Here is a 4,525-nt window from a genome sequence, read left to right as displayed (position 1 = left end):
GGCCACAGCCGCTCAGTGACCAGCCGGCAGCGCCGGTAGAACTCGGCGAAGGCCCGCTCGTCGTCGTGGGCGTCGATGGCGTCGAACGTCGACCGCGGACCGATCAGCAGACCGGTGCGCCCGGCCGTGGCCGGATCGGGGGTGTACGACGAATAGGGCCGCGGGGCCAACCGGACCGTCGCGCCGAGGTCATCGAGGATGCGCGCCGGCAGCAGGCTCACCAGATACGCGTACCGCGAAAGCCGCGCGTCGACACCGTCGAAGACGTGTGACGACACCGCGGCACCGCCGACGTGCGGCAGCCGTTCCAGCAGCAGCACCCGCAGACCGGCCCGGCCCAGGTATGCGGCGGCGACCAGACCATTGTGTCCGCCGCCCACGATGACCGCGTCGACCTCACGCGCAGTCATCTGCTCAGCCCAGGTAGCCCTCGACCTCGTCGGCGGGGCGCACCGCGGCGTCGCGGGGATCGCCGCCGGTCTCGCGCAGGGCGCGGCGCTGCCTGAGCAGGTCCCAGCACTGGTCGAGTTCGATCTCGAGTTGGCGCAGCCGCTTGTGCTCCTCGGACTCGCTGATCTGGCCGTGCTGCAACTGCTCTCGAAGCGCCTTCTCCTCGGCGACGAGTTCGTTGATTCGCGACAGGGCAGCGTTGTCTGGGTTGTTGGTCATGCTCGGTCCTCTTTCACGAGTCAAGTGTGCCGGACTAGGGTCTTTTTCGTGTCAAGCAAACCTGAGATTGAATTTCCCAGCGGCCCAGCACCTACCCAACTCGTCAGCCAGGACCTGGTGGTCGGCGACGGACCCGAAGCCGTGCCGGGCGGCACCGTCGAGGTGCACTACGTCGGCGTCGACTACGACTCGGGCGAAGAGTTCGACAGCTCGTGGGGCCGCGGCCAGTCGATCTCGTTTCCGCTGCAGGGCCTGATCCAGGGCTGGCAGGACGGCATCCCGGGCATGAAGGTCGGCGGCCGGCGTCAGCTGATCATTCCGCCGGAGCAGGCTTACGGGCCGGCCGGCTCGGGGCACCAGCTGTCCGGCAAGACGCTGATCTTCGTGATCGATCTGCTGGGTACTCGCTAGTACGTCAGCCGCGTCAAGTGTGCAGCTTGTGATCGCGATATCGGAATAATCACGTGCGCAACCTGCACACTCGACGCTCAACGCTAGACGGGGCAGCCCGCTGCTCTGAGTTTGCTGCGGACTCGGTCGATGATCACATCTGGTCTTGAAAGCATCTCCGCACTGATCCGGACGACGACCCAACCCATCGCCTCGAGCATCGCGATCCGATCGATGTCCCACGACCGCTGATATCGATCGGACCAATGTTGGACGCCGTCGTACTCGACAGCGACTCGCCAGTTTCGCCAGCCCATGTCGACCCTGATCCGCGCGATACCGAACTCGTCGGTGAATTGGATCTGTGTCTCGGGCGGCGGCAAACCTGCACCGACCAACAAAAGTCGTACCCGACTCTCTTGCGGAGATTCGGCGCCGCCGTCAACCAGCTTCAACACCGATCGCAGCCGTCGAATACCCCGGCTCCCAGGCTTGGCATCGGCCAGGGCGACGACGTCGGGAACCTTGAAGTTGGTTGCATTCGCGAGCGCATCCAAGATCGGAATAGACCGGTTCGGCGGCGACGATCGGCCGATGTCAAAGGCGGTACGTTCTGGCGTGGTAATCCGAATTCCACTGACGGTGTGGATTTCTGGCGCACCTAGGTCGTACGAATGGACGATGATTCCTGACGGGGCGTGTCGATTGAGACGGCATAGTTCTGCGGGCTCGCCGGCATCTAGCCATTTGGTACCCAGGACCGCCGCCGCGGACAGCCCAGTCAGCGTCGCCTCGCCGCCGGACCACAGCCACGCCCCGCGGGCTCGGTTAAGCGCGGTCAGCGTCGCCTGCTTCGACAGGTAGACGTTGCGGTAGATGGGCCGGTAATCCCGCTTCAGCTGCCAAGCCGAGATCTCGCCTCGCCGGACGGCTTGCCGCCCAAGAAACGGCCGCTCGCCCATGCTCATGGCCGAAATTTTCGATCAACGCCGGTCTAAGCCGGGCGCAAATATGCACAGGCGCATTGACTGTGCAGCTTCTGCTCGCCAAAACGGCGAAACATCCTCAATTACCTACACACTCGGTGTGTAAAGGTGCTTAAAGGCGCTAGTGATCGACGTTCAGCTCGGCGGCGGCAGCTGCAGCAGCAGACGTACGCCGCCCATTGGGCTGTCTTGCAGCGCCGCCGTTCCGCCGTGCAGGTGTGCCTGCTGGGCGACCAAGGCCAGGCCGAGCCCGGAGCCCGAGTGCGACGCGGTCGAGCCGCGGGAGAACCGCTCGAACACCACTTCGCGTTCGGCTTCGGGCAGCCCGCTGCCGTTGTCGTCGATGGCGATCTCCACGCCGGCCCGCGAGCTGACGGCGGACAGCTGAACGCTGGTTGCGCCGCCATGTTTGACCGCATTGGCGATCGCATTGTCCACGGCGAGACGCAGGCCGGCGGGCAGCCCGACGATGATGCAGGTCGGGGACGGCGCCAGGGACACGTCGAGGTCGGGGTAGATGCGCATGGCGTCGTGCGCCGCGCGGTCGAGCAGCTCGGTGATGTCGACCGGCACATGATCCTCGGACGTCGACAGCTCGCCCTGTGCCAGCCGCTCAAGTGCGGAAAGCGTTGCCTCGATTCGTGATTGGGTGCGGATCACGTCGCTGAGCACTTCTTTGCGCTGCTCGTCGGGAAGGTCGAGGGTGGCCAGCACCTCGAGGTTGGTGCGCATCGCGGTCAGCGGCGTGCGCAGCTCGTGGGAGGACACTGCCGCGAAGTCGCGCGCCGAGGCCAGTGCGTCGAGTGTGCGGTTTTGCTCGTCCCAAATACGCTGCAGCATGCCGCGCATGGCCTCGGCGATCTCCACGGCCTCGCTGGCGCCTCGTACCCGGACTTGTGGATTCTCGTCGCCCGCGTTGATGGACCGGGTCTGCTGCGCCAGCCGTTTGAACGGTCGCACTGCGAAAGTGGCCAGCAGCCAAGCGAATACGGCCGCTGCGGCGATCGAGAACAGACAGATCAAGAGCACCCGGCGATGCAGGTTGTTGGTGTCGGCGATGGTGGCGTCGTAGGTGGCGCCGACTTCCACCAACATCGGATGCGGCGCCGGGATGGTCACCGAACGCACCCGGTAACGCACCCCGTTGATGTAGGTGTCGGCGTAACCGGCGGGCAACTCGGGCAGCGTGACCGTCGTGTTGGAGGTCACCTCGCCATTGACGTGGCGGACGGTGATGATGGCGTCCTGGTCGCTGGGCGACTTCGGAATCTCGCCGAGCCCGCGGGGCAGGAATGGGATCGCGAAACCGGCGGCCTCATCCAGCCGGCGGTCCAGCCGTTCCTTGCGGTCGTTGGTGATGCCGAACCAGACGACGACGCCGACGATGAGCACCGGGATGGCCGCACCGATGACGGTCGCGACCACCACGCGGGCGCGCAGCGAGGGTGTGCGAGTCAGGATCCTCTGCAAGAAGTTCATGTCCGCTTCCCGTTACTGCATGCGCAGAACGAACCCCACGCCGCGGACGGTGTGCAGCAGCCGGGGGCCGCCACCGGCTTCCAGCTTGCGGCGCAGATATCCGATGAATACGTCGACGACGTTGGTGTCGGCGGCGAAATCGTATCCCCACACCAATTCCAGCAGCTGGGCGCGCGACAGCACCGCGGTCTTGTGTTCGGCCAGCACGGCCAGCAGATCGAATTCACGCTTGGTCAGGTCGACGTCGACGCCGTTGACCCGGGCCCGCCGGCCGGGGATGTCGACCTCCAGCGGGCCGACCGTGATGGTTTCCGAGGACGACGTCGCGGTGGCTCCGCGACGTCGCAGCAGCGCCCGCACCCGCGCCACCAGCTCGGCCAGCACGAACGGCTTCACCAGGTAGTCGTCGGCCCCGGCCTCCAGACCGGCCACCCGGTCGTCGACCGAGCTGCGTGCGCTCAGCACGCAGACCGGCACGTCGTTGTCCATCGCCCGTAGCGCGGTCACCACGCTGACCCCGTCGAGCACCGGCATGTTGATGTCGAGGACGATCGCGTCCGGCCGGGTTTCGGTGGCGCTGCGCAGCGCTTCGGCGCCGTCGACCGCGGTCGCCACCTCGAACCCGGACAACCGTAGTCCGCGTTCCAGCGAGGCAAGCACGTCGGAGTCGTCGTCGACAACCAAAACCCGCGGTGAGGTCGCGCCAGTGTCCATGCTGCCCATGATGCCTGATCATCCCCCTTAGCTGTGGGAACACCCGCCCGGGCCCGTCCGGCGCGGCGGGGTGTTCAGCGCAGCCCGATATTGCGGTAGCGCCGCAACCGCGTCGCCGTCCGCTCGGAGTCGGCCATGCCGCGCAGCGCGTACAGCTCGACGGCGATCGCCGCGGACAGCCTGGTGGAGAACTCGGCCGGTTCGTCGGCGGCGTCCGGGTGCTCCGGCACGACGATGTCGACGATGCCGGAGGCCAGCAGGTCGACCGAGCGGACGCCCTGTGCGGC

The 4,525-nt window shown here is 66.5% G+C and carries 6 protein-coding genes and 1 pseudogene; 1 reads left to right on the top strand and 6 read right to left on the bottom strand.

What is annotated here, in order from left to right; genetic code table 11:
• Together WAN02_RS18300 and WAN02_RS18295 are read right to left on the bottom strand one after the other, a co-directional pair.
• On the bottom strand, nt 1–410 hold a 410-nt coding region (locus tag WAN02_RS18300; RefSeq protein WP_422265661.1), incomplete at its 3' end, for an NAD(P)-binding protein.
• Between the two features lie 4 nt (nt 411–414).
• Nucleotides 415–669 (bottom strand): DUF2630 family protein, encoded by a 255-nt coding sequence (locus WAN02_RS18295; RefSeq protein ID WP_422265660.1) that lies wholly within the window; start codon nt 667–669, stop codon nt 415–417.
• 48 nt (nt 670–717) lie between these two features.
• Between WAN02_RS18295 and WAN02_RS18290 the strand changes: the two genes are divergently transcribed.
• On the top strand, nt 718–1,080 hold the full coding sequence (locus WAN02_RS18290) for an FKBP-type peptidyl-prolyl cis-trans isomerase (RefSeq protein ID WP_331513839.1): 363 nt from the start codon (nt 718–720) through the stop codon (nt 1,078–1,080).
• A gap of 83 nt (nt 1,081–1,163) precedes the next feature.
• Here WAN02_RS18290 and WAN02_RS18285 read toward each other — a convergent pair whose 3' ends face one another.
• From WAN02_RS18285 to WAN02_RS18270, 4 genes and pseudogenes are all read right to left on the bottom strand, one after another.
• Nucleotides 1,164–2,021: a DUF559 domain-containing protein gene (locus tag WAN02_RS18285; RefSeq protein ID WP_422265662.1), complete on the bottom strand. Its 858-nt coding sequence runs from the start codon at nt 2,019–2,021 to the stop codon at nt 1,164–1,166.
• A gap of 159 nt (nt 2,022–2,180) precedes the next feature.
• Nucleotides 2,181–3,524, bottom strand: coding sequence for a HAMP domain-containing sensor histidine kinase (locus tag WAN02_RS18280; RefSeq protein WP_422265659.1), 1,344 nt, complete (start codon nt 3,522–3,524; stop codon nt 2,181–2,183).
• A 12-nt stretch (nt 3,525–3,536) separates the two neighbouring features.
• Nucleotides 3,537–4,247: a two-component system response regulator PrrA gene (prrA, locus tag WAN02_RS18275; protein ID WP_331513837.1), complete on the bottom strand. Its 711-nt coding sequence runs from the start codon at nt 4,245–4,247 to the stop codon at nt 3,537–3,539.
• Nucleotides 4,248–4,312: 65 nt separating this feature from the next.
• Nucleotides 4,313–4,525 (bottom strand): annotated as a pseudogene (locus tag WAN02_RS18270) (acetyl-CoA carboxyl transferase); the annotation flags it as partial.

Origin of the sequence: Mycobacterium sp. (assembly GCF_049281135.1) — a bacterium.
Lineage (GTDB): Bacteria > Actinomycetota > Actinomycetes > Mycobacteriales > Mycobacteriaceae > Mycobacterium.
The sequence above is the reverse complement of the archived record's forward strand: the minus strand, read 5'-3'. Positions and strand labels throughout refer to the sequence as shown.

Coding starts and splice junctions, on each gene's coding strand:
- WAN02_RS18285 (WP_422265662.1), bottom strand. CDS start 2,021: ATGGGCGAGCGGCCGTTTCTTGGGCGGCAAGCCGTCCGGCGAGGCGAG.
- prrA (WP_331513837.1), bottom strand. CDS start 4,247: ATGGGCAGCATGGACACTGGCGCGACCTCACCGCGGGTTTTGGTTGTC.
- WAN02_RS18295 (WP_422265660.1), bottom strand. CDS start 669: ATGACCAACAACCCAGACAACGCTGCCCTGTCGCGAATCAACGAACTC.
- WAN02_RS18280 (WP_422265659.1), bottom strand. CDS start 3,524: ATGAACTTCTTGCAGAGGATCCTGACTCGCACACCCTCGCTGCGCGCC.